The organism is Streptomyces sp. NPDC006309 (assembly GCF_040613095.1).
Taxonomy (GTDB): domain Bacteria; phylum Actinomycetota; class Actinomycetes; order Streptomycetales; family Streptomycetaceae; genus Streptomyces.
This window is the reverse complement of record NZ_JBEXRO010000002.1, coordinates 83,565-104,265: the sequence shown is the minus strand read 5'-3', so window position 1 is coordinate 104,265 and position 20,701 is coordinate 83,565. Positions and strand designations below refer to the sequence as shown.

The window sequence follows — 20,701 nt, the reverse complement described above, 5'->3', positions numbered from 1 at the left end:
AGTCAGTCTTGCCTGTGGGTCTCGCCCCATTGGGTGAGGAAATCCAGCCGGTCCAGCGAGGCATGCCAATCCTCGAAGAAGTCCTCACACTGGCGTAGCGCGTCGGCTAACGTCGTGACAGCTTCGTGGCGCACTCGCATTCCATGATCGCGTACACGCCTTTTTCGGAGCGGCACGCTCCACATCTCCCAACCTGCCCAAGTGAACATGCCGATCGTGAGCAGAAGAAAGATCCACCGTGCCCCGTCGTCAACGAATGGAGTCAGCAGTGCCCCGGTGAGGGTGCCCATTGTCAGGGCGGCTAGCAGTCGAGGCCATCTGCGTACCACGGCGTCCGACTGGCCTTGAGTTTGGCGCTCGATACGCGAGGTGAGGTCATTGACAAGCCGGTTCGGATCCACCATCCGCCGCGGGTCTGTCGGCACGGAGTAGGACCAGGCTCCAACGCGCAACGTGACATGACGCGGAAGGCGATCTCGGGAGGTGATGACGAAGCGCTGGGCGGCTTCCTCTAAGCCGGGCCAGATGGCATGCAAGGCCATGCGGCGAGCCGGCTGACCGAGTCGTACCTCGTCTGGTTCGAATACAGCCTGATCGAGGAGTGTGATGAGTGAGACCGGCGCAGCGTCAACGGCAAGTGACGAATCGTGCGCTTGGCCAGCTGCCTCAAGATCTCCTCCGTACTCGATGATGCGTTCAAGGCGGCGCATCCGCTCGCGCATGGCCCCTTCGTCCGGCTCGAGTTGGTCGATAAGACGCTCCAGAGCGCTTTCGACGTGGACGCCGCTTCTAACCGATGTGTCGACCGGGTCGGCCTCGTCGAATCCATCTGGAAACGTCTCGTCAAGGTGAGCCAACGTCCTGTCGACCACAGTCGAGAGTTCCCAGCCGTCCTGAAGGGCCTCCCACTGGGTGCCGCATGTCTCGCGGAGAGCTTTGTACCGACTCTCGGTAAGGCGGCTGCGTAGATTCAGGAGTCGGGACTCCAGGTCGGTGCCACCACTTGCTTTGGGTGATGCGTAGCCGCCGGCTGAGAGGGCCGAGTCGCCTCGGCTCCATCGCGCCATGGCCTGCTGGGTATATCCAAGTGCCTCCGCGCCCAGTTCCTTGCCGGCGATCGCTTCCAAGACGACCAAGAAATCCTGGCCCAGCTCATTGGGATCAAGTGACTGGAGGTAGAGGTCCATCCATGCAGCGGCTTCCTTCTCGTCGCCGAGACGGGAACATGTCAACGAGAAGAAGAGGTTTGCCTTAGCGGCGTCCAAGGCGCATGCGTGTGCCCGTGCACGCTCTCCCTGTTCCTCCTCGTTGCGGAACTTGGCCGCGACCGCCATCGTGGCGGGAGCGAGCCAGTACGTAGGTTCGAGGAGCAGCCGCTCCTCGGAGCTAGCCCGAACGGTGGCTGTGTTCACCACGTTTCGGTAGACGGCCTGCGCGGTGAGCGTGTGTACCAGTCCACGGGCCAGTGCGCGAGTTTGCTTGCGCTGCGAGAAGGCCGCGTACCATTCGGTCGTCAGGCGAGATAGCTCCGCCTGCGCCTTGGAGACTTCTCGGTCGCGTCCGTACTGTTCGATGAAGGTGTCGAGAGTCTGGCGTGTGTCGGCGACCGCGCTCTCCAGCCCTGAGATCTCCCGGCGTACATGGTCGACCTCGTCGCTGAGCCTTACAACGTCCTCTTCGACGCGGTGAAGTCCGTCCCTGAAGCTGTCGAGCTTGCCCTCGTGGCGTCCTTGTCCCGTCTCGATGCCGTCGATTCGCTCGGTGAGTCGGTGTAGCGCCGAACCCGGCTCAAGCCAGTCATCCATGGCATCCCCCGATGTCATCGCCGCGTGTGGTGCGTGCCCTTCATTCTCGACGTCATGCGGCCGTTTAGAGGGCGACTGGCTTGATCTGTACGGGCATTGAGATGTTCCAACCAGTGTCGGCAGGGGGTGGCAGTATGAGCGTGTCACTTGACCACCCGAGCGGACGGGGCGCCCCTTGCGTGAGATCGTCTACTTGTCTGAGAGCAAGTTGCGACAGTTCGTGCCTGAGCCTCGTCGCGTCCCACGCGCTGGCGCTCTCCGGGTGACGTCGCCGTTTGGCGGTATCGATATGGATGCACCTGCGCCCGACTCGGAACAAGGCCAGTTGCGACACCTGCGCGACGTGTACAAGCATGTTGGTCTCGTGGCAGATTGGTACGAGGCGCCTGACCTGCGTCCTGGTCAGTGGGTGCAGTTCGAGGCGCCGATTCGTTGCGTGACGCTCAGTGGCGCCCATCAGGACCTCGTGCTGTTCGTGGACTCTGGAAGCGGTACCGGAACGGAGCCTGCGCCTGATGAACGCTCTCGTTTGATCATGCATGGATCGGTTCGGCATCTTAGGGGGTGGACCCCCATGCCGGTAGATGGACCCGCGTTGGAGGTGGAGAACTCGGCTTCCAGCCTGGGAACCGCGTTCGTCACCAGGGCGGGGCAGGTCGTAGAGGCACTTACCAGGCTCCGTGACCCTCTCTCGGCAGAGCAGTCACCACCCCGAAGCGCCGTGCGCCTTCACGGCCGGGGCGTGCAAGAGCTGCTAAATGCACTGGACGATGAGGACGGTGGCATCGACATGTCCGCGATGATGACCGGCTACGCGCGTATTACGGGGGTTCTTCCGCGTACCCCCGCCGCTCCTCGCTGTGTTGTGGCAAGCCCCCTCGTTGTGGAGTACGCGACAGGCGACTCTCCGCAGGCGCTCGCGTGATTCTGCGGAAACTTCGCGTTACGTCTCTACGGCAGGCGGATGGCCTGCAGGTGAAGGGCCCCTTGCGGGTGATCGTTGACCGAGACCATACGTCTGGTGACTGTGGTCGTGGCATTGGCAAGTGGTTCACGGGCCTGGCTGTTGGATCTCCTGTCCGGGCCGGGGGCAGGGCTGACGCGGCCTGGGAAGCACGCTGTCAGGTTGGGCTGCGCATTCTCCCCAGATTCTCCCCGGGTCCCCGGACCGGCTCCTCGGTGACGTTCGCCATGGCGAAGTTGATCAGTGGATCGAGTCGGCCAGCTATAGCCAGTCGCGTTTCTTGAAGATGACGTACAGGCTCGTGCAGACCACTGCCATCAACAGGATGGCGAAGGGGTAGCCCGCGACCCAGTGCAGTTCCGGCATGGTGTCGAAGTTCATGCCGTAGATGGTTCCCACCAACGTGGGTGCAAACAGAATGGCGGCCCAAGAGGAGATCTTCTTGACCTCCTCGTTCTGTTCGAAGCCCGCCTCCGCGAGGGCCCGCATCTCCGCGTTCTGCTGCTGGGTGACCAGGGTCGCGTTGACGGTGAGGATCTCGGTGAGGGCCTGGCGGAAGCCGTCGACGCGTTCGCTGGTGTGCGTGACGTGGTCGGCGACGTCCCTGAGGTAGCGCTGGAGTTCCTCGTCGGTCTCGTATTTCGCGAACCCGGCCATCAGGCCGTGCAGCATGCCGACGAGGGGGCGGGTGGCGCGCTGGAACTCGACCATCTCGCGGGAGAGTCCGTAGATGCGGCGGGAGACCTCGGGGTCGCCGCGGAACACCTCGGTCTCGATCTCGTCGATGTCGTTCTGGACGCCGGCCACGACGGGCGCGTAGCCGTCGACCACCGCGTCCAGGATCGCGTACAGCACCGCCTCCGGGCCGAGTGCCAGCAGCTCGGGCGCGTCCTCCATGCGGCGGCGGACCGCCGACAGGTCGGGGGCGTCGCCGTGCCGGACCGTGATGACGAAGTCGGGGCCGACGAAGACGTGCAGCTCGCCGAAGTCGACCTCCTCGGGGGCGTCGAGGTAGCGCGCGGCGCTCAGCACGACGAACAGCGTGTCGCCGTACCGTTCCAGCTTGGGCCGCTGGTGGGCCTCCATGGCGTCCTCGATGGCCAGCGGGTGGAGATCGAACTCGGTCGCCAGGGAGTGGAGTTCGCTGCCGGTGGGCCGGGCGAGGCCGATCCAGGCCATGCCGCTGGGCTGCTCGCGCAGCGCGTGGTAGGTCTCGGCCAGGGTGGCGGGTGAGGAGACGCGGACGCCGTCGCGGTAGAGCACGGCTTGTACGACGTCGGGCGGCTCGGCGGGGGAGGGTGTGGGCGGCCCGGCGGCGGGGGGCTGGGCCGGGGTGAGGGCGCGGCGCCAGCCGGACCTGCGGCCGCCGTTCCTGCCGTTGGGTCGCTCGGGCATCGGCCGCCTCCCGGTGGTGCCCGCGGCGGGCGTGCTCACCCGGCGCGGCTACCAGCAGGATATCCGCGGCCCGCCGCGACCGGCGGAAGCCACGGTGCGGGTCCCGGCGGAAGTCGCGGACCGAAGGTGTCCCCGACCGGTGTCACCCCGCGGTCATGGCGACGAACTGTGCGAGGAAGAGCGGCGCGGCGGCCGTTCCGGTCCTCGGCGCCCGGGCCTCGAACCGTGCCACCCTCGCCCGGCAGCTCCTGCTGCACCGCTCCGGTCGGTCCGCCCCGGACGCGGTCGGCCACCTGCTGGGCCTCCAGGCCCGGAACACCCGGCCCCCGTACTACGCGCCGGCCGCGCGCCTCGACGGCTCCGCGCCGGAACGGCTGTCCACGCTCATGGCCGGCCGCCGGGTCGCCCGTATCGTCACCCCGCGCTCCACGATCCACACCGCCGACGACTGCCTCGCCCTGCGGCTCTTCGTCCAGCCGGCCCGCCTGCGCGAAGTGGGCGGCTTCCGCACCGGTCTGGCCGGCGTCGACCCGGACCGTCTCGCCGCCGTGACCCGCGATCTGGTCGAGACCGGGCCGCGGAGCATGGCCCAGCCGCGCCACCTCGGTGCCGTGTGGCCGGACGCCGATGCGCAGACCCTCGGCGTCGCCGCCCGGTGCACGCTTCCGCCGGTCGGGCGCGGTCGGGGCGGTGAGCCGGACATGGGGTGAGGGGCGTTGGAGAGGGGGCGTTGCGGGCCGCTCGTGGTGGCCCGCAACGCCCCCCGGCGGTTACCCGAGGTGTGCTCGGGAAGTCTTCCGGGTCACGAGTTGACCTGCGCGGTCACCAGGTCCGAGAAGGTGGCCAGCCGGGTGTAGACACCCGGGTAGCCCGCCTCCGCGCACCCCTCGCCCCAGGAAGTGATCCCTGCCAGGACGCCCCCGATGAGCAGGGGACCGCCGCTGTCGCCCTGGCAGGTGTCGACGCCGCCGGAGGTGTATCCGGCGCAGACCATGTCGGACTGGACGAAGTCCGAACCGTAGGAGGAACGGCAGCTGGAGTCGGCCACGACCGGGACGGTCGCGGTCCGCAGCTGGTTGGAGGAGCCGCCGTTCTCCGAGGTGGTGCCCCAGCCGAGGATCCGGGCCGTGGTGCCGGCCGCGTAGACGCCCGTCTGGCTGGAGGAGACGTACGACGCCGGGGTGTACGGCATCGACGTGGACAGGGTCAGCACGGCCACGTCGTCGCCGTTGGTGGCGTCCGAGTAGTCCGGGTTGATCCAGATCTTGCTGACCTTGCCGACCGTGCCGTTGGTGCCGTTGAGGTAGGTCCGGCCGCCGACGACGCGGACGCCGGCGGTGCTCTCGCCGACCATGCAGTGGGCGGCCGTCACGACCTTCCTGGGTGCCACCAGGGTGCCGCCGCAGAACTGGTTCTGGGACGCGTCCGTGATCTGCATCATGAACGGGTACGCGGTCGTCGTGGTCGTCGTACCGCCGACGACGGGCTGGGGGGCGGCGCTCGCCGTGGGCGCGGCGAGCAGCGCGGTCGCGGCGGCGGCGGCGGTGGCCACCAGGGTCGCGGCGGTCTTTCTCACACGTAGGGTCCCGAACATGAGTCTCCTCAGTGGGGGTTGCACCGGTGGGGGGTCGCGCGGGTGTGGGGAGTGCATGGGGCGGGGGTCCCCTGCTCGAGCACGGTCGGGAACTCGGAGAGGGGACCGACCCCCATGTGCCCGGGCGAGCGGCACGCCCTTTACGCTAGGACCCGGAACCCTCGGCTCCCAATGAGGGAACCCCCTAGGGGGTTGGGTGAGGGAAAACCCTCGGTCCGGCTCAGTTAACAAGGGCCCTGCTCAGTTCGCGCGGTGACCTGCCGCCAATCGGACGATGTCGACGCGCGACCGGATCCCCAGTTTCCGGTAGACCCGGGTCAGGGTCGCCTCCACCGTCTTCACGCTGATGAACAGCCGGGCGGCGATCTCCCGGTTGGTGGCCCCCTCCATGACCAGCGCGGCCACCTGACGCTCCATCGCGGCCAGCCCGTCCAGGGCGTGCAGCGCCTCCGGCACGGCCGGGGCCACGTCCCGCTCGGGGGTGGTGAGTGCTTCGTCCACCTGGCGCAACCAGGGCAGCGCCCGGCAGCGCCGGAACATCCGGGCGGCCTCGTCGAAGACGTTGGCCGCACCGGTCCGGGGCGCCCCCTCGGCCGGGCGCCTGCTGCGCAGCCGGGCCAGCGCGAACGCGGCCCGCGCCTCCTCCAGACCGTAGCCGAGCTTGCCGAGCCGGTCCTGAGCGGACGTCAGCTGGGCGAGCGCGGCCTCCAGGTCGCCCCGCGCGGCCCGCACCAGCGCCTCGGACCGGTCGAGGACGGCGAGGACGCTCTCCCGGCCGAGCCGCAGCGCGTGCTCGCGGCTGACGTCGATGACGTCCTGCGCCTCGCCGGGCTCACCCGTCCGGACGAGCGCCTCGGCGAGGTCGCCCTGCCAGCGGCCCCGGGCCGGGTCGGTGATGCCGAGCGCCAGCTCCAGCCCGCGCACCCGGCGCAGCGAACGGACGGTGCCCGCCGGGTCCCCGGCCACCAGCTGGGCGTACCCGAGGGCGCCCAGCGCCCGCGACAGATACATCTGGTCGCCGTCCTCCTCGGCGTGCTGCACCGCCTCCCGGGCGAGCGCCAGCGCCCGGTCCACGTCGCCGCCGGAGGCCTCCGCGAGCGAGGTCAGCATCGCGGAGGCGGTCTCGCCGATGCCGGAGTCCCGGGCGAGCCGCAGGCTCTCGCGGGCCAGGTCCAGCGCGCGCCCGCAGTGCCCGGCCCGCAGTTCCGTCTCGGCGAGGCCGCGCAGGAAGTGCACCTCGCTCTCGACCGAGCCGCGCCGGCGGACCTCGCGCAGCAGGGCGGTGACCGTGGCCCGGGCCTCGGCCAGCTGGTCGCCCATGACCAGCCAGCGGAACCGGGCGCTGCCCGCGCCGTTGTGATGCCAGGCGACCCGCGGGTCCTGGGGTTCCCGCAGGGCCCGTTTGATCGTGCGGGGCGCCTCCGGATGGCCCATCAGGGTCTCGGTCTGCGCCTGGAAGGCGAGGGAGAGCAGTTCGGTGCGCCGGTCGCCGCCGGACGCGGCCAGCCCGGCGGCGTGCGCGGCGGCCTCCCGCGCCTCGGTGAAGTCGCCCTCCACTATCAGCGCCCGCCAGGCCAGCTGGTAGTGGACGAGGGAGAGCAGCCGGGGGTCCTCGCCGGCGTCGGAGAGGGCCTGCGGGAAGACGGCGTCGACCTCGGCCATGGTGTGGCCGGCGCTGTCGATGACGATCATCCAGGCCCGCACCCGGTCGGCGGGCACGGTCGCCCGGGCCAGCACCTCGCGGGCGATGTCCCGGGCCAGGTCGACCTCGCCGGCGGTGATCGCGTCCTCGGCGGCCTGGAGCCGGCGCTCCTCCTGCCGCGGTGTCCCGTCGGCGGGGGTGTGCCGGGCGGCGAGCAGTCCGAGCTGGGCGGCGACCGAGGGCGCGCCGCGGTCCCGGGCGAGGGCCGCGGCCTCGGCGAGCCGGGCGGCGACCCGTGGGTCGGTGCCGGTGGTGGCGAGGGCCAGGTGCCGGGCCCGTTCGATGGGGTCGGAGGCCGCGGTGGACAGCGCCGCGTGCGCGGCCCGCCGCTCCTGGGCGGGGGTCTCCGCGTACAGCGCGGCGGATATCAGCGGGTGCGCGAACCGTACGGCCGGCGCGTCGGGCTCGGTGGCCAGCAGCCCGAGTTCGGCGGCCTGGGCGCACTCGGCCTCGGCGTTCTCCCGGCCGGCCGCGTGCAGCAGCGCCGGGGTGGGCCGGGCGCCGGCGCTGGCCACCAGCAGGGTGCGGCGGGCCTCCACCGACAGCATGTCCAGGCGGCTGAGGACCAGGGCGCGCAGCGAGGTCGGCACCGGCAGCGGTTCGCCGGGGCGGGGCGGGGTGGGGCTCTCGGCGAGGGCGCGGCCCAGCTCCAGGGCGAACAGCGGGTTGCCGCCGCTGGTGCGGTGGATCTCGCGGACCGTGGACCGGGACAGGCCGCCGTGGCCGCGGTGGCCGAGCAACTGGGCGACCTGGGTGCGCGAGAGCGCGCGGAGCTGGACGGCGAGGGTGTCCGGCGGGCAGGAGTGCAGGTGGCGGTCGTACTCCTGGCTGCTCTGCCCTTCGGTGCGTACCGCGCAGAGCAGCTGCACCGGGGTGCCCTCCAGGCGCCGGGCGGCGAAACCGAGCAGTTCGGCGCTGGCCGGGTCCAGCCACTGGAGGTCGTCGGCGACGATCAGGACCGGGCCGTCGGCGGCGAGGGCGCGCAGCGCGGAGAGCACGGCCAGGCGCAGGGCGAGGCCGTCGCGCTGGAGGCTGGACTCGCCGCGGCCGGTGAGCGCCGACTCCAGGGCGGTGCGCTGGGCGGCCGGCAGCCGCGGGGCGATGTCGTCCAGGACCAGGCCGAGGAGGTCGGCGAGGGCCAGGAACGGAAGGTGGGATTCGGACTCCGTCGCCGAGCAGCGCAAGACCGTGCGGGCGGTGGCGCCGTATTCCTCGGCCAATGCCCGCAGGACGGTGGATTTCCCTATTCCGGCGGGGCCGTGGAGCAGCACACTGCCCCCGGAGGCGAGTTGCCCGCGGGCGCCGGTGAACAGCTCCTCGCGGCCGATGACCAGGTCGGGGCGGCACCTGGCAGGCTCCTGGAAGTCCCGTCGCACGGTCACCGCTCCCCTCGTGTGTCGTGTCCGGGCCAAATTCTAGGCAACGATCCTGGAAATTCGGACGGAAGCCGTGGTGAGGGAAATAACAAACGGTCAAGCAGAGGGAAATTCGAAGCGCCGCCGCATGAATGGCAGGTTTCCTGCCGGTCTCCGCGCTACGGCAGCAGTCCCGCCCTGCGGGCCGCGGTCACCGCCTCTCCTCGTGTGTGGGCGCCCAGCTTCCGCATCGCCGAGCGCAGATAACCCTTGACCGTCTCCGGCCGCAGACCCAGCCGTTCGGCCACCGCCGTGTTGGTGGCGCCCGCCGCCACCCAGGACAGCACGTCCAGCTCGCGTGGCGCCAGGGTCACGCCGCCGACGGGTGGCGGCGCGGTCAGCAGCCCGCAGGCCGCGAGGAGTTCGGCCCGCAGACCCGGGTCGGTGACCCGGGGGACCAGGGCCCGCAGCGCGGCATGTGCCTCGCGCACCTGTTCCCACCCCGCGCCCCGGCCGGCGCGGTCCGGCTCCGGGCGGGCCGCGGCCAGCAGCCCCCGCGTCTCGTCCCGCACCACCAGCGCCTGCTCCACGTCCCGCGCCGCCGCCACCGCCGCGCCCAGCGTGCGGTCGCCGAGCGGCTCGGCCGAGCGCAGCGCCCCGTACAGCACGCCGCGTACCCGGCGCCGGACCACGACCGGCACCGCGAGCACCGAGCGGATGCCCTCGGCGGCCACCGGCACGTCGTACTCGTGGCTGATCTGCCGGGACCTGGAGTAGTCCGTCACCGCGCACGGCCGGGCCAGCGCCACGGCCCGGCCGCCGAGCCCGCTGCCGGAGGTCACCGTGAGCGCGTGCAGCGAGGCCGTGGTCGTGCCGCTCAGCTCGCTGATGCGGATCCGCGGCCGGCCGGGTTCCACCAGCCCGCCGAAGGCGACCGGAAGGCCCGTCGCACGCCGCAGCCGGGCCAGCGCGCCACCGATCACCACATCGCTCACCGCGTCTGCCGTCACCTTTGTCCGCCCCTTCGGCAGTCCTCACCCCCGTTCGGGGGTAGTGAGACCTGCATCACGGATTAGACGATGCCAGAGAGCCGCCCGGCAATGGCCGGGACCATGGGAGGACAGATGACGACGGCGACCGACGCCTTCAGGGGTGCCCGGGACTTCCTGCTGGAGCACCGCGAGGACTACGCCACCGCCTACGACGGGTTCGCCTGGCCGCGGCCCGAGCACTTCAACTGGGCGCTGGACTGGTTCGACGTGATCGCCGACGGCAACGACCGGACCGCGCTGCACATCGTGGAGGAGGACGGCACCGAGACCCGGCTCTCCTTCGCCGAGCTGGCCGACCGCTCCAACCGGGTGGCCCGGTGGCTGCGCGAGCGCGGGGTCGCCGCCGAGGACCGCGTCCTCGTCATGCTCGGCAACCAGGTGGAGCTGTGGGAGACGGCGCTGGCCGCGATGAAGCTGCGCGCGGTCGTCATCCCGGCCACCCCGCTGCTCGGCCCGGCCGACCTGCGCGACCGGGTGGAGCGGGGCCGCGTGAAGCACGTGATCGTCCGGGCGGAGGACACGGCGAAGTTCGCCGACGTGCCCGGCGCCTACACGCGGATCGCGGTCGGCGGCCTGCCGGAGGAGGGCTGGGAGCCGTACGAGGACGCCTACCCGGGCTCCGCCGAGTTCCTCCCCGACGGCCCCACCCTCGCCGACGACCCGCTGATGCTCTACTTCACCTCGGGTACGACCGCCCGCCCCAAACTGGTCGAGCACACCCACACCTCGTACCCGGTCGGGCACCTGGCCACCATGTACTGGATCGGTCTGAAACCCGGTGACGTGCATCTGAACATCTCCTCGCCCGGCTGGGCCAAGCACGCCTGGTCCAACCTGTTCGCCCCGTGGAACGCCGAGGCGACCGTCTTCGTCGTCAATTACACCCGCTTCGACGCGGCCCGGCTGATGGCAGAGATGGACCGGGCCGGCGTCACCACGTTCTGCGCGCCGCCGACCGTGTGGCGCATGCTCATCCAGGCCGACCTGGGCGGGCTGCGCACCCCGCCGCGTGAGGCGCTGGCGGCCGGCGAGCCGCTCAACCCCGAGGTGATCGAGCAGGTCCGCCGGGTCTGGGGCGTGACCGTCCGGGACGGTTTCGGGCAGACCGAGACCGCGGTGCAGGTCTCCAACAGCCCCGGCCAGCCGCTGAAGACGGGTTCGATGGGCCGTCCCAGTCCCGGCTTCCGGGTGGAACTCCTCGACCCCGTCTCCGGCGCGCCCGGCGTCAACGAGGGGGAGATCGCCCTCGACCTCACCGAGCGCCCGGTCGGCCTGATGACCGGCTACCACGGTGACCCGGACCGCACGGCGGAGGTCATGGCGGGCGGCTACTACCGCACGGGTGACATCGCCTCCCGCGACGAAGAGGGATATCTCACCTATATCGGGCGCAGTGACGACGTGTTCAAGGCCTCCGACTACAAGGTGAGCCCGTTCGAGCTGGAGAGCGCGCTGCTGGAGCACGAGGCGGTGGCCGAGGCGGCCGTCGTGCCCGCCCCGGACGAGCTGCGCCTCGCCGTGCCGAAGGCGTACATCGTCCTGGCCGCGGGCTGGGAACCGGGCCCCGGCACCGCGAAGATCCTCTTCGAGCACTCCCGCAGCGTGCTCGCCCCCTACAAGCGCATCCGGCGGCTGGAGTTCGGCGCGCTGCCCAAGACCGTCTCCGGCAAGATCCGCCGCATCGAGCTGCGCGAGGCGACGGCCGCGGGCTCACGCGACGAGTACCGCGAGGAGGACTTCAGATGACGGTGACCCCGCAACTGTCGTACACCCACGGGACGGGCACCACGGCCCTGCTCGGAGACACCATCGGCGCCGATCTCGGCCGGGCCGCGGCCACGTGGCCGGAGCGCGAGGCGCTGGTCGACGTCCCGTCCGGGCGGCGCTGGACGTACGCCCGGTTCGCCGCCGACGTCGAGGAACTGGCGTGCGCGCTGCTGGCGAGCGGGGTGGCCCGGGGTGACCGGGTGGGCATCTGGGCGGTCAACTGCGCCGAGTGGGTGCTGGTGCAGTACGCCACCGCCCGGGTCGGCGCCGTCATGGTCAACATCAACCCGGCCTACCGCACGCACGAGGTGCGGTTCGTCCTCGGCCAGGCCGGGATCTCCCTGCTGTTCGCCTCCCCGCGGTACCGGACGAGCGACTACCGGGCGATGGTGGAGGAGGTGCGGCACGCGTGTCCGCGGCTGCGGGAGACCGTGTACATCGGCGACCCGGGCTGGGAGGCCTTCACCGCGCGCGGGGCGCACCCGTCGGACGCGCTGCTGGACGAACTGCGGGCCAGGGAAGCCGCGTTGTCCTGCGACGACCCGATCAACATCCAGTACACCTCGGGCACGACCGGCTTCCCGAAGGGCGCCACCCTCTCCCACCACAACATCCTCAACAACGGTTACTTCGTGGGGGAGTCGGTCGCCTACACCGAGCAGGACCGGATCTGCATCCCGGTGCCGTTCTACCACTGCTTCGGCATGGTCATGGGCAACCTCGCGGCCACCTCGCACGGCGCCTGCATGGTCGTCCCGGCCCCGTCCTTCGACCCCGCGGCCACCCTGGACGCCGTACAGCGTGAGCGCTGCACGTCCCTCTACGGCGTCCCGACCATGTTCATCGCCGAGCTGAACCTGCCGGACTTCGCCTCCTACGACCTGACCTCCCTGCGCACCGGCATCATGGCGGGCTCCCCCTGCCCGGTGGAGGTGATGAAGCGGGTGGTGACCGAGATGCACATGGAGCAGGTCTCCATCTGCTACGGCATGACGGAGACCTCACCGGTGTCCTTGCAGACGCGGATCGAGGACGACCTGGAGCACCGCACCGCCACCGTCGGCCGGGTCCTGCCCCATCTGGAGGTCAAGGTGGTCGACCCGGCCACCGGGGTGACCCGGCCCCGGGGGACGGCGGGCGAGCTGTGCACGCGCGGCTACAGCGTGATGCTCGGCTACTGGGACGAGCCGGAGAAGACCGCCGAGGCGATCGACGCGGGCCGCTGGATGCACACCGGGGACCTCGCGGTGATGCGTGAGGACGGATACGTGGAGATCGTCGGCCGGATCAAGGACATGATCATCCGGGGTGGCGAGAACATCTACCCGCGCGAGATCGAGGAGTTCCTGCACGCCCACCCCGGCATCCGGGACGTCCAGGTCGTCGGGGTGCCGCACGAGCGGTACGGCGAAGAGGTCCTCGCCTGTGTCATCCCGGCCGACCCCGCGGACCCGCTCACCCTGGAGGACCTCCGCTCCTTCTGCGCGGGCCGGCTCGCGCACTACAAGATCCCCAGCAGGCTGCGGATCCTCGACTCCTTCCCCATGACGGTGTCGGGCAAGGTGCGCAAGGTGGAGCTCCGGGAGACGTACGGGGTGTGAGACGGCGGGAGCCGAGCATCCGCTGAGTACTCCACGGCGGGCCCCGGACGAGCGCGCCGTCGGCGGCGTACTCGGCCGGGGCCCGTTCGGCGTGCCGGTGGCCGCGCCGGTGTGACCGGCGCCCGGTGGTCTCCTGCGCCGCCCCTGTCCCCGCAGTCCTGTTCGGCGCCCGCCGCTTCGCGGACCACTCTTGACGCCCCTGCCCGGCCCACCTACATTGCTTCCAGATAGTAGAAGTGATATTCCACAATGCGAAAGTTTGTGGAAGGTCGACCACTGGAGACCGTGCTCGCCGCGGGGCGCGACGGGAGTACGCATCCGACAGCCGAAGCAGGAGTACTCGATGGCCCGTATGACCGCTGCCCGCGCGGCAGTTGAGATCCTCAAGCGCGAGGGCGTCACCGACGCCTTCGGTGTGCCGGGCGCGGCGATCAACCCGTTCTACAAGGCCCTCAAGGAGGGTGGCGGCATCGGCCACACCCTCGCCCGCCACGTCGAGGGCGCCTCGCACATGGCCGAGGGCTACACCCGCACCCGACCGGGCAACATCGGCGTCTGCATCGGCACGTCGGGTCCCGCCGGCACCGACATGATCACCGGGCTGTACTCGGCCATCGGCGACTCCGTCCCGATCCTGTGCATCACCGGCCAGGCGCCGACGCACGTCATCCACAAGGAGGACTTCCAGGCCGTCGACATCGCCTCGATCGCCAAGCCGGTCACGAAGATGGCGGTGACCGTCCTGGAGGCCGCGCAGGTTCCCGGCGTCTTCCAGCAGGCCTTCCACCTGATGCGCTCCGGCCGGCCCGGCCCGGTCCTGATCGACCTGCCGATCGACGTGCAGCTCACCGAGATCGAGTTCGACGTGGAGACGTACGAGCCGCTTCCCGTCTACAAGCCGGCCGCGACCCGCGCCCAGATCGAGAAGGCGATCTCCTACCTGCTCGACTCCGAGCGCCCGGTCATCGTCGCCGGCGGCGGCGTCATCGGCGCCGACGCCGCCGGCCTGCTGACCGAGTTCGCCGAACTGACCCGGACCCCGGTCATCCCCACCCTGATGGGCTGGGGCACGCTGCCCGACGACCACGAGCTGAACGCCGGCATGGTCGGCGTCCAGACCTCCCACCGGTACGGCAACGCCACCTTCCTGGAGTCCGACTTCGTCCTCGGCATCGGCAACCGCTGGGCCAACCGCCACACCGGCTACAAGCTGGACGTCTACCGGCAGGGCCGCACGTTCGTCCACGTCGACATCGAGCCCACCCAGATCGGCAAGATCTTCCCGCCGGACTACGGGGTCGTCTCCGACGCCAAGGCCGCGCTGGAGCTGTTCGTCGAGGTGGCGAAGGAACTGAAGGCGGCGGGCCGGCTCCCGGACCGCTCCGACTGGGTGGCCTCCACCCAGGAGCGCAGGGCGACGCTGCTGCGCCGTACGCACTTCGACAACGTGCCGATGAAGCCGCAGCGCGTGTACGAGGAGATGAACAGGGCCTTCGGCCCGGACACCCGGTACGTCACCACCATCGGCCTCTCCCAGATCGCCGGCGCGCAGATGCTCCACGTCTACAAGCCGCGCCACTGGATCAACTGCGGCCAGGCCGGCCCGCTCGGCTGGACCATCCCGGCCGCTATCGGCGTCGCCAAGGCCGACCCGGACGCGCCGGTCGTCGCGCTCTCCGGCGACTACGACTTCCAGTTCATGATCGAGGAGCTGGCGGTCGCCGCCCAGCACAAGATCCCGTACGTGCACGTGCTGGTGAACAACGCCTACCTCGGCCTGATCCGGCAGGCCCAGATCGGCCTGGACATCAACTTCCAGGTCAACCTGGAGTTCGAGAACATCAACGCGCCCGAGCTGGGCGTCTACGGCGTCGACCACGTCAAGGTCGCCGAGGGCCTGGGCTGCAAGGCCATCCGGGTCACCGAGCCGGACCAGCTGGGCGCCGCCTTCGAGCAGGCGAAGAAGCTGGCCGCCGAGTACCGGGTGCCGGTCGTCGTCGAGGCGATCCTGGAGCGGATCACCAACATCTCGATGAGCCGCACCATGGACATCAGTGACGTCTCCGAGTTCGAGGACCTGGCCACCGAGCCCGGCCACGCGCCGACATCGGTCAGGCCCCTGAAGGTCTGACACGCCCGGCACGGGAAAGGGGCGGCCGTCCACCAGGACGGCCGCCCCTTTCCCGTGCCCGCACACCGGCCGGGCCGGCCCCGCCGCCCCGGCCGAGCGGGAAGCGGCACCCCCGTCGCCCGCGTCCCGCCCCACCGGGGGCCGGCGGCGTACGGCCCGTACGGCCCGCGTGCCGCCCCGTGCGGGGTCCGCCGCCCCCGTGTCGGCGGGCCCCGCTTGCCGATAATGTGCCCGACTCCAGGCGCAGTTGAAGCCCCCGCGGCGGTGTTCAGAGGTTGATTTGAGGTTCCGCGGCCCGCGTACGGCCGCCGCCGTACGCGCCCCCGCTCCGGCTCGTGGCCCTACGGCTCGTGCTCCGACAGTCCCGGCCAGTCGTCCGGCCCCCCGCCCTGCCACTCGATGAGATCGCTCTCCTCCACCTCGACGCGGTCCAGGTCGGTGAGCCGCAGGATCTCCACGACGTCGTCCAGATGGGACGCGATCCCGAGGATGACGTCCCCCTCGGTGACGCGCCGGGAGCCGTCCAGGGCGGGCGGGTGGACCACGATGTGCGGGTACTGCGTCGGATTGCCCATGGCTTCAGCGTGCTGCGGAAGCGGCGCCCGCGCACCCCGGCGGCCGGGCCGCCGGGAACACGCGAAAGCGCCCCCTGGGCCAGGGGGCGCTGCGGGCACCGTGTGGTGACCGTCCGACGGCGCGAGGCTGGGCGCGACAGGTCGTTCGCGCCGCCGGACGGGGTGGGCGGGCCCCATGGGAGGGGCTGGGTGGGACCGCGGTGGGAGCGACGGAGCCGGGCGCCCTTCCCTCTGGTCGAGAAGGGGGTCCGGGTCCTTCACCACCGCACTGGCTCGCACGCCACCGCGGTCCTCGCCCTGCCCGCGCTCTGTGCCGGCGGCCACCCCTCATCGGGGCCGTCCGGCGTCGTGCGCGGGCCGCGTACGCGACCATGACCTCCAGTCGGATCCCGTACGCTGCTCGTGGTTCCCGCGGTCAGTCCTCGCGCAGGGCGCGGACCGCCTCCTCCACGCGCTTGCCGTACTCGGGGTCGGCGGCGTGGAAGTGGGCCAGGTTCTTCTCGATCACGTCGTCGCGGGAGACCCGCGAGAGGCCGCCGGCGATGTTCGCGATCAGGCGGGACTTCTCCTCCGGCGACATCAGACGGTACAGCTCGCCCGCCTGGAAGAAGTCGTCGTCCTTGGTGTGCAGGGGCGCCTCGTGGGTGCCCGAGTGGCCGTGGACCGCGAGGGGGGCCGACAGCGGGCGGCCGGTCTCCACCGGGCCGTCGTAGGAGTTCGGCTCGTAGTTCTTGGCGTGCCGGCCCTGGGGGTTGAGGGCCATGAGGCCGTCACGGCCGTAGTTCAGGGCGCCGCCCGGGACCGCCTTCGGGGCGTTCACGGGGAGCAGGGTGTGGTTGACGCCGAGGCGGTAGCGGTGGGCGTCGGCGTACGCGAACAGGCGGCCCTGGAGCATCTTGTCCGGGGAGGGGCCGATGCCGGGCACGAAGTTGTTCGGGGAGAACGCGGCCTGCTCGACCTCGGTGAAGACGTTGTCCGGGTTGCGGTCGAGGACCAGGCGGCCCACGCGCTGGAGCGGGTAGTCCCGGTGCGGCCAGACCTTGGTCAGGTCGAACGGGTTGAAGCGGTAGTCGGCCGCCTCGGCCGCCGGCATGAGCTGCACGTAGAGGGTCCAGGACGGGTGCACGCCCCGCTCGATGGCCTGGAGCAGGTCCGTCTGGTGGGAGTTGGGGTCCTGGCCCGCGATCTCCTGCGCCTGCTCGGCGGACAGGCAGCGGATGCCCTGGTTCGTCTTGAAGTGGTACTTGACGAAGAAGGCCTCGCCCGCGGAGTTCGTCCACTGGTAGGTGTGCGAGCCGAAGCCGTCCATGTGGCGGTACGACGCCGGGATGCCGCGGTCGCCCATCAGCCAGGTCACCTGGTGCGTGGCCTCGGGGGAGTGGGCCCAGAAGTCCCAGACGTTGTCGGGTTCCTGGCGGCCGGTGAACGGGTCCCGCTTCTGCGAGTGGATGAAGTCCGGGAACTTGATCGGGTCCTTGATGAAGAACACCGGGGTGTTGTTGCCGACGAGGTCGTAATTGCCCTCCTCGGTGTAGAACTTCACGGCGAAACCGCGCGGGTCACGGACGGCGTCCGCACCGCCGAGGGAGTCGGCCACCGTGGAGAAGCGCACGAACACCTCGGTGCGCTTGCCGACCCGGTCGAGGAAGTCGGCGTGGGTGAAGCCGGTGACGTCGTCCGTCACCTCGAAGTGGCCGTAGGCGCCGGAGCCACGGGCGTGCACCACACGCTCCGGGATGCGCTCGCGGTTGAAGCGCGCGAGCTTCTCCAGCAGGTGCTGGTCCTGGATCAGGAGCGGGCCGCCTACGCCGGCGGAGGCGGAGTTCTGGTTGTCGGCGACCGGGGCGCCGGACTCTGTCGTCAGCACGCGCTTGGACATCGGGGACCTTCCGTGCGGTGGCACTTCCGTGCGAGTGGCAGCGGAAATCTTCTTCCGCTTGGTGGAGCCTAGGAGTGGGACCTCTAAGCGTCAACAGTTTGTTGAAGTTGATTCCGGGCCGCGGCACCGCCTGGGCGCGACAGGACAGGTGTCAGCGGCACCGCGGCCCGGAAGTCTTGTGCGGCCCGTCAGGCCTGGGTGCCGGACAGACGCTCCACGGCGCGCAGCAGGGCCGAGTGGTCCAGGCCGCCGTCGCCCTGGGCGCGCAGTGACGCGACCAGCTGGGCGACCACGGCGCCGACCGGCAGGGCCGCGCCGACGGTGCGGGCGGCGTCCGTGACGATGCCCATGTCCTTGTGGTGCAGGTCGATACGGAAGCCGGGCTTGAAGTCACGCGCGAGGAAGTTGTCCTTCTTGCGCGTCAGCACGGTGGAGCCCGCCAGGCCGCCGCCCAGGACGTCCAGCGCGGCCTTCAGGTCCACGCCCGACTTCTCCAGGAAGACCACGGCCTCGGCGCACGCCTGGATGTTCACGGCGACGATGAGCTGGTTGGCGGCCTTCACGGTCTGGCCGGAGCCGTGCGGGCCGCAGAGCACGATGGTCTTGCCGAGCGCCTCGAAGACCGGTTTGGCCTCGTCGAAGTCGGCCTGCCGGCCGCCGACCATGATGGACAGCACGGCCTCCACGGCGCCGGCCTCGCCGCCGGACACGGGGGCGTCCAGCACCCGGATGCCCTTGTCCTCGGCGGCCTTCGCCAGGTCGACGGAGGTCTGCGGGGTGATGGACGACATGTCGATCAGCAGGGCGCCGCGGCGGGCGTTCTCCAGGATGCCGTCCGGGCCGTAGGCGATGGCCTCGACCTGCGGGGACGCGGGCACCATCGTGATCACCACGTCGGCCTCGCGCACGGCCTCGGCGATCGAGGGGGCGGCCGTGCCGCCGGCGGCGGCCAGGCGGTCCAGCTTGTCCTGTTCCAGGGTGTAGCCGGTGACCTGGTAACCCGCCTTGATCAGGTTCTCGGCCATGGGGGAGCCCATGATGCCGAGGCCGATCCACGCGATCTTGGGGAGGTTGCTCATCTTCGGGGTGCCTCTCTCACTGCTCTGCAAGGTCGGGGGTGCGGCGCGCCGCGCGCGGGAGCCACTCGAAGGCCTCGGCGCTCGGGCGGTCGCCGGGCTTGTACTCCAGGCCGACCCAGCCGTCGTAACCGGCCTTGCGCAGCCGGTCCAGCAGCTCCGCCAGCGGGAGCGAACCCGTGCCGGGGGCGCCGCGGCCGGGGTTGTCGGCGATCTGCACGTGCCCGGTCTTCGCCGCGTACCGGTCGATGACCGCGGGCAGGTCCTCGCCGTTCATGGACAGGTGGTACAGGTCCATCAGGAACTTGGCGTTGCCGAGGCCCGTCGCCGCGTTCACCCTGTCGACGACGCCGACCGCGGCCGGCGCCGACACCAGCGGGTAGAGCGGCGACTCGGGCTTGTTGAGGGCCTCGATCAGCAGGGCGGCGCCGACGCGGTGGGCGGCCCGGGCCGCCAGGACCAGGTTCTCCAGGGCGAGGGCGTCCTGCTCGGCCGGGTCCACGCCCTCGACCCGGTTGCCGTACAGCGCGTTGAGCGCCTTGCAGCCCAGGGAGGCCGCGAAGTCCGCCGCCACGTCGATGTTGGCGCGGAACCTCTCCGACTCCTCGCCGGGCACCGACAGGGCGCCGCGGTCCGGGCCGGGCAGCTGCCCGGCGTAGAAGTTCAGTCCCGTGAGCCGGACGCCCGCGTCCTCGATCGCCTGCTTGAGGGCGTCCAGGCCGGACCGTCCGGGGGTGGGGGAGTCGATCCAGGGCCACCACAGCTCGACCGCGGAGAAGCCCGCCGCGGCGGCTGCCGCGGGGCGCTCCAGGAGCGGGAGTTCCGTGAAGAGGATCGACAGGTTGACGTTGAAGCGCTGGTCTGTGGTCGTGCTCCACTCAGAACCTGGCATTCGGGCCGCGCTCCCTTCCGTGGTCGCTATTCCGTATTACGGAAGTTCGTTTCTGCTTAATGGAAGATTGCCGTCGTGTGTCGCCGCTTGTCAAGGGGGGCCGGGCACGGAGTCCGGCAGGACTGCCCAGGAACCGCCCCGCGCGTTAGGTTGAGCCCGTGCGATTGAGAGTGGAGTTCACGACCGAACCCTTCGACCTGGACGAAGCGCCCGCGCACGCCCTGGTGGCGCGGGAGGTCATCGAGACGGCCGGGCTGGACGCCGTCGACGTCGGCCCGTTCGGCAACACCGCCGAGGGCGGGGCCGACCGGGTGCTCACCGCGGTGGACGCGCTGCTGCGCAAGTCCCTCCAGGCCGGCGCGACCCGGGTCTCGCTCCAGGTCAACGTGATCGACGACGGGATCGGGGAGGAGGGGAGGTGACCGGGGACGAGCCCTTCATCGCGGCCGTGAAACCGCTGGTCGACGCCATGGGCGGGGAGATGCTCCCGCCCGACGAGGCCGGCCCCGAGGACGTCGTCCTCGCCTGGGAGGGCGCCGACGTCGTCGCCGTACGCCTGCCCCAGCTCGCCGACTCCCTCGACCACATCCTCGCCGCCATGGAGCGCAGGCAGGGCCGGCCGCTGGCCGACCTGGACCGCAAGGCCAAGCAGGAGGTCGTACGGATCCTGGAGGCGCGCGGCGCGTTCGCCGTGCGGCACGGCGTGGAGACGGTGGCGGGCGCGCTCGGCGTCAGCCGCTTCACCGTCTACAACTACCTCAACCGGGAGAAGGGCGCCTGACGGGCCGCGGAGCGGGGGTGGATGTGCCGCCCGGGCCCGGTCCTCTCTTGTTACGCGGAATTTTCAACAAAGTGTTGACGTGATGTTTCCGAGGGCGTTAGCTATCGGCAGCCCGTTCAGCACGACGGCCCA

At 70.9% G+C, this 20,701-nt stretch carries 15 protein-coding genes and 1 pseudogene; 7 read left to right on the top strand and 9 right to left on the bottom strand.

The window, feature by feature from the left end:
* Positions 1 to 2 precede the first annotated feature (2 nt).
* A complete protein-coding gene (locus ABZ117_RS03065; protein WP_356816811.1) occupies positions 3 to 1,805 on the bottom strand; it encodes a hypothetical protein in 1,803 nt (600 codons plus the stop codon).
* A 175-nt stretch (positions 1,806 to 1,980) separates the two neighbouring features.
* Here ABZ117_RS03065 and ABZ117_RS03060 point away from each other — a divergent pair, with 175 nt between their 5' ends.
* Positions 1,981 to 2,730, top strand: coding sequence for an SAVMC3_10250 family protein (locus ABZ117_RS03060; RefSeq protein WP_356816809.1), 750 nt, complete (start codon positions 1,981 to 1,983; stop codon positions 2,728 to 2,730).
* 300 nt (positions 2,731 to 3,030) lie between these two features.
* On the opposite strand, the gene ABZ117_RS03055 is transcribed toward ABZ117_RS03060, so the two are convergent.
* Positions 3,031 to 4,164 (bottom strand): magnesium and cobalt transport protein CorA, encoded by a 1,134-nt coding sequence (locus tag ABZ117_RS03055; protein ID WP_356816807.1) that lies wholly within the window; start codon positions 4,162 to 4,164, stop codon positions 3,031 to 3,033.
* Positions 4,165 to 4,319: 155 nt separating this feature from the next.
* Here ABZ117_RS03055 and ABZ117_RS03050 point away from each other — a divergent pair.
* A pseudogene (locus tag ABZ117_RS03050) lies at positions 4,320 to 4,832 on the top strand (crosslink repair DNA glycosylase YcaQ family protein); the annotation flags it as partial.
* Positions 4,833 to 4,966: 134 nt separating this feature from the next.
* Here the strand turns inward: ABZ117_RS03050 and ABZ117_RS03045 are convergent.
* The 3 genes from ABZ117_RS03045 to ABZ117_RS03035 all read right to left on the bottom strand — a co-directional run bounded on the left by ABZ117_RS03045 (position 4,967) and on the right by ABZ117_RS03035 (position 9,825).
* Complete coding sequence (locus tag ABZ117_RS03045; protein ID WP_356816805.1) at positions 4,967 to 5,758, bottom strand: serine protease; 792 nt, start codon at positions 5,756 to 5,758, stop codon at positions 4,967 to 4,969.
* A 240-nt stretch (positions 5,759 to 5,998) separates the two neighbouring features.
* Positions 5,999 to 8,842 carry an AAA family ATPase gene (locus ABZ117_RS03040; protein ID WP_356816803.1) on the bottom strand — a complete coding sequence of 948 codons (2,844 nt, stop codon included), beginning with the start codon at positions 8,840 to 8,842 and terminating at the stop codon, positions 5,999 to 6,001.
* A gap of 152 nt (positions 8,843 to 8,994) precedes the next feature.
* A complete protein-coding gene (locus ABZ117_RS03035) occupies positions 8,995 to 9,825 on the bottom strand; it encodes a helix-turn-helix transcriptional regulator (protein WP_356816801.1) in 831 nt (276 codons plus the stop codon).
* A gap of 114 nt (positions 9,826 to 9,939) precedes the next feature.
* On the opposite strand from ABZ117_RS03035, the gene ABZ117_RS03030 reads away from it, so the two are divergent.
* From ABZ117_RS03030 to gcl, 3 genes are all read left to right on the top strand, one after another.
* Positions 9,940 to 11,613, top strand: a complete 1,674-nt coding sequence (locus tag ABZ117_RS03030; protein ID WP_356816799.1) for an AMP-binding protein — start codon at positions 9,940 to 9,942, stop codon at positions 11,611 to 11,613.
* A complete protein-coding gene (locus ABZ117_RS03025; protein WP_356816797.1) occupies positions 11,610 to 13,235 on the top strand; it encodes an AMP-binding protein in 1,626 nt (541 codons plus the stop codon). The genes ABZ117_RS03030 and ABZ117_RS03025 overlap by 4 nt, the downstream gene beginning before the upstream one ends.
* A 343-nt stretch (positions 13,236 to 13,578) precedes the next feature.
* On the top strand, positions 13,579 to 15,366 hold the full coding sequence (gene gcl / locus ABZ117_RS03020; protein ID WP_356816795.1) for a glyoxylate carboligase: 1,788 nt from the start codon (positions 13,579 to 13,581) through the stop codon (positions 15,364 to 15,366).
* Between the two features lie 341 nt (positions 15,367 to 15,707).
* Here the strand turns inward: gcl and ABZ117_RS03015 are convergent, their stop codons facing one another.
* From ABZ117_RS03015 to ABZ117_RS03000, 4 genes are all read right to left on the bottom strand, one after another.
* Positions 15,708 to 15,941: a hypothetical protein gene (locus ABZ117_RS03015; RefSeq protein ID WP_356816793.1), complete on the bottom strand. Its 234-nt coding sequence runs from the start codon at positions 15,939 to 15,941 to the stop codon at positions 15,708 to 15,710.
* 415 nt (positions 15,942 to 16,356) lie between these two features.
* Positions 16,357 to 17,820, bottom strand: a complete 1,464-nt coding sequence (locus tag ABZ117_RS03010) for a catalase (RefSeq protein ID WP_356816791.1) — start codon at positions 17,818 to 17,820, stop codon at positions 16,357 to 16,359.
* A 188-nt stretch (positions 17,821 to 18,008) separates the two neighbouring features.
* Positions 18,009 to 18,899, bottom strand: coding sequence for a 2-hydroxy-3-oxopropionate reductase (locus tag ABZ117_RS03005; RefSeq protein ID WP_356816789.1), 891 nt, complete (start codon positions 18,897 to 18,899; stop codon positions 18,009 to 18,011).
* A 16-nt stretch (positions 18,900 to 18,915) separates the two neighbouring features.
* Entirely contained in the window at positions 18,916 to 19,788 is an 873-nt protein-coding gene (locus tag ABZ117_RS03000) for a TIM barrel protein (protein WP_356816787.1), read from the bottom strand.
* A 158-nt stretch (positions 19,789 to 19,946) separates the two neighbouring features.
* Between ABZ117_RS03000 and ABZ117_RS02995 the strand changes: the two genes are divergently transcribed.
* Together ABZ117_RS02995 and ABZ117_RS02990 are read left to right on the top strand one after the other, a co-directional pair.
* Positions 19,947 to 20,210, top strand: a complete 264-nt coding sequence (locus ABZ117_RS02995) for a thiamine-binding protein (protein ID WP_356816785.1) — start codon at positions 19,947 to 19,949, stop codon at positions 20,208 to 20,210.
* Positions 20,207 to 20,569 carry a helix-turn-helix domain-containing protein gene (locus ABZ117_RS02990; protein ID WP_356816783.1) on the top strand — a complete coding sequence of 121 codons (363 nt, stop codon included), beginning with the start codon at positions 20,207 to 20,209 and terminating at the stop codon, positions 20,567 to 20,569. Before ABZ117_RS02995 ends, ABZ117_RS02990 begins: the two co-directional genes overlap by 4 nt.
* Positions 20,570 to 20,701: the final 132 nt, after the last annotated feature.

Coding starts and splice junctions, on each gene's coding strand:
- ABZ117_RS03030 (WP_356816799.1), top strand. CDS start 9,940: ATGACGACGGCGACCGACGCCTTCAGGGGTGCCCGGGACTTCCTGCTG.
- ABZ117_RS03045 (WP_356816805.1), bottom strand. CDS start 5,758: ATGTTCGGGACCCTACGTGTGAGAAAGACCGCCGCGACCCTGGTGGCC.
- ABZ117_RS03005 (WP_356816789.1), bottom strand. CDS start 18,899: ATGAGCAACCTCCCCAAGATCGCGTGGATCGGCCTCGGCATCATGGGC.
- ABZ117_RS03065 (WP_356816811.1), bottom strand. CDS start 1,805: ATGGATGACTGGCTTGAGCCGGGTTCGGCGCTACACCGACTCACCGAG.
- ABZ117_RS03000 (WP_356816787.1), bottom strand. CDS start 19,788: ATGCCAGGTTCTGAGTGGAGCACGACCACAGACCAGCGCTTCAACGTC.
- ABZ117_RS03015 (WP_356816793.1), bottom strand. CDS start 15,941: ATGGGCAATCCGACGCAGTACCCGCACATCGTGGTCCACCCGCCCGCC.
- gcl (WP_356816795.1), top strand. CDS start 13,579: ATGGCCCGTATGACCGCTGCCCGCGCGGCAGTTGAGATCCTCAAGCGC.
- ABZ117_RS03010 (WP_356816791.1), bottom strand. CDS start 17,820: ATGTCCAAGCGCGTGCTGACGACAGAGTCCGGCGCCCCGGTCGCCGAC.
- ABZ117_RS03055 (WP_356816807.1), bottom strand. CDS start 4,164: ATGCCCGAGCGACCCAACGGCAGGAACGGCGGCCGCAGGTCCGGCTGG.
- ABZ117_RS03025 (WP_356816797.1), top strand. CDS start 11,610: ATGACGGTGACCCCGCAACTGTCGTACACCCACGGGACGGGCACCACG.